Raw genomic sequence first — 1,467 nt, forward strand, 5'->3', positions numbered from 1 at the left:
GTTCTGCGGGGCAGAAAACCTTTGAAAATGTTGGTGAGGCTTTGACAGGTCTTGACGCAAATGTAAAGAATGTGAATGATCATTTAACGAATGTGGCAAATAATTTTACACAACAGATCAATAATATTACACAAGAGGTTAAAGGGGACGCCTTGTTGTGGAACGGTGATGAGCAGGCATTTGTAGCACGGCATGAAGAGTCCAATAGCAAAATTAAGTTTCTTGCCGATGGAGAAATTTCTTATGATTCAATGGATGCTGTAAATGGGTCGCAGCTTTATTTTATGGGTGATCATCTTGCTTCTTACTTTGGTGGTGGTGCTGGATATGATGAAAACGATAATTGGAAGTCTCCTACTTTCAATGTAGCGCAATTCAATGCTGATGGTAGTTCTGGTGAGAAGAAGAGCTATCATAACGTTGCCAGTGCCTTTGATGGCGTGAGTGAGAGTATGTCCAAAATAAACAACCGCATTCAAAATGTTGAAAACAATGTCTCGTCCAATGGTTTAAATTGGAATGAACAGAAAGGAATGTATGACGCTAGTCATAAAGGTAAAGCGAGTAAGATTGATAATGTAGCTGATGGTAAAGTTGAAAAAGGCTCAAAAGAAGTTGTAAATGGAGGACAGCTATGGGAGACGAACAAGAAGGTCACAGAAGTTGAAAACAGGGTAGACACAATTGAAAACAAGGTTGATAATATCCATCAACATATCCAAGATATTGAAATTTCAGTTGCAGATGGTGCAGTTAACTATGATAAAGATGCAGAAGGAAACAAAACCAATAGAATCACTTTAGCGGGTGGAGATCCCAGTGAACCTGTTTTAATTGATAATGTTGCTGATGGCCATATTGAGAAGGATTCAAAAGAAGCGGTGAATGGTGGTCAATTGCATGATTATACTCAGCAGCAGATGAAGATCGTTCTCGATGATGCAAAAAAGTATACAGATAGTCGTGTAGATAATATTGTTATTAATGCCGTTGATGATGCTGTTGATCGGTCTGACCGATATACGGATATGAAGTTTAATATTTTAAGTTATGACATTAAGAGCGTACGCAAAGAGGCAAGGCAAGCAGCCGCTGTTGGTTTAGCAGTATCCAACCTACGTTACTTCGACGAACCAGGATCTTTGAGTGTCTCATTTGGTAGCGGCGCATGGCGTGGACAATCCGCATTTGCTATTGGTGCTGGTTATACATCTGAAAACGGAAAAATCCGCTCTAATCTCTCTGCCACGAGTGCTGGTGGTCATTGGGGAATAGGTGGTGCAATTACTCTGAAAATAAAATAATACGAACAACGAAAACTGAACAAAATATTCACCCCCATTTATTGAAATGAGGGTGATTTTTTTACAGACGCACAGTATTTATCTACAGACAAACATAATATTTGATGACGCTATAAACTTTGAGATTTTATAGAAGATCCTTATATGCTTTTATTGCAAAAAT

General features: G+C 38.7%; 1 protein-coding gene. It reads left to right on the forward strand.

Annotated elements, in window-relative coordinates:
• Positions 1–1,304, forward strand: a 1,304-nt coding sequence (locus ACFIJP_RS07925; protein ID WP_375626810.1) for a Vomp family autotransporter, incomplete at its 5' end; no start/stop codon positions are given.
• Positions 1,305–1,467 lie beyond the last annotated feature (163 nt).

This window comes from Bartonella sp. MU37NMGALS, assembly GCF_042194015.1.
GTDB classification, from domain to species: domain Bacteria; phylum Pseudomonadota; class Alphaproteobacteria; order Rhizobiales; family Rhizobiaceae; genus Bartonella; species Bartonella grahamii.